Annotated in this window: 1 protein-coding gene; it reads right to left on the bottom strand. The window is 66.3% G+C overall.

Annotation, left to right across the window (positions count from 1 at the left end; all coding sequences use genetic code 11):
* Positions 1 to 243: IS5 family transposase (locus OO67_RS35510; RefSeq protein ID WP_033305964.1), on the bottom strand; the 243-nt coding region annotated here is incomplete at its 3' end.
* Positions 244 to 285: the final 42 nt, after the last annotated feature.

Here is a 285-nt window from a genome sequence, read left to right as displayed (position 1 = left end):
CCTGGCCTTCGACCATTCCGAGAACCGCCGGTGGGCGGTCGCTCCGGACGGGCCGAACGACGCCGAAGGCAACTGCTGCCAGGTACAACCCGACGTGGCCACGAAGACGATCGCGGCCAGCACTTCCCGGTCACCGTGCCGACGCCGACCACCGCCCTGCGGCCGCGACGGCGCCTCCGGCACCACCCGCTGGAACAACTCCCACAACTCGTCCGGCACCAGCCGCTCAACGATCCCCACCATGACTCACAGAATACCTAGTCGCCCAAATGAGATGACTTCTAA

The sequence above is a fragment of the Streptomyces atroolivaceus genome, assembly GCF_000717025.1.
GTDB lineage: Bacteria > Actinomycetota > Actinomycetes > Streptomycetales > Streptomycetaceae > Streptomyces > Streptomyces atroolivaceus.
Note: the sequence above shows the minus strand (reverse complement) of the source record. Positions and strands in the feature narration are given on the sequence as shown.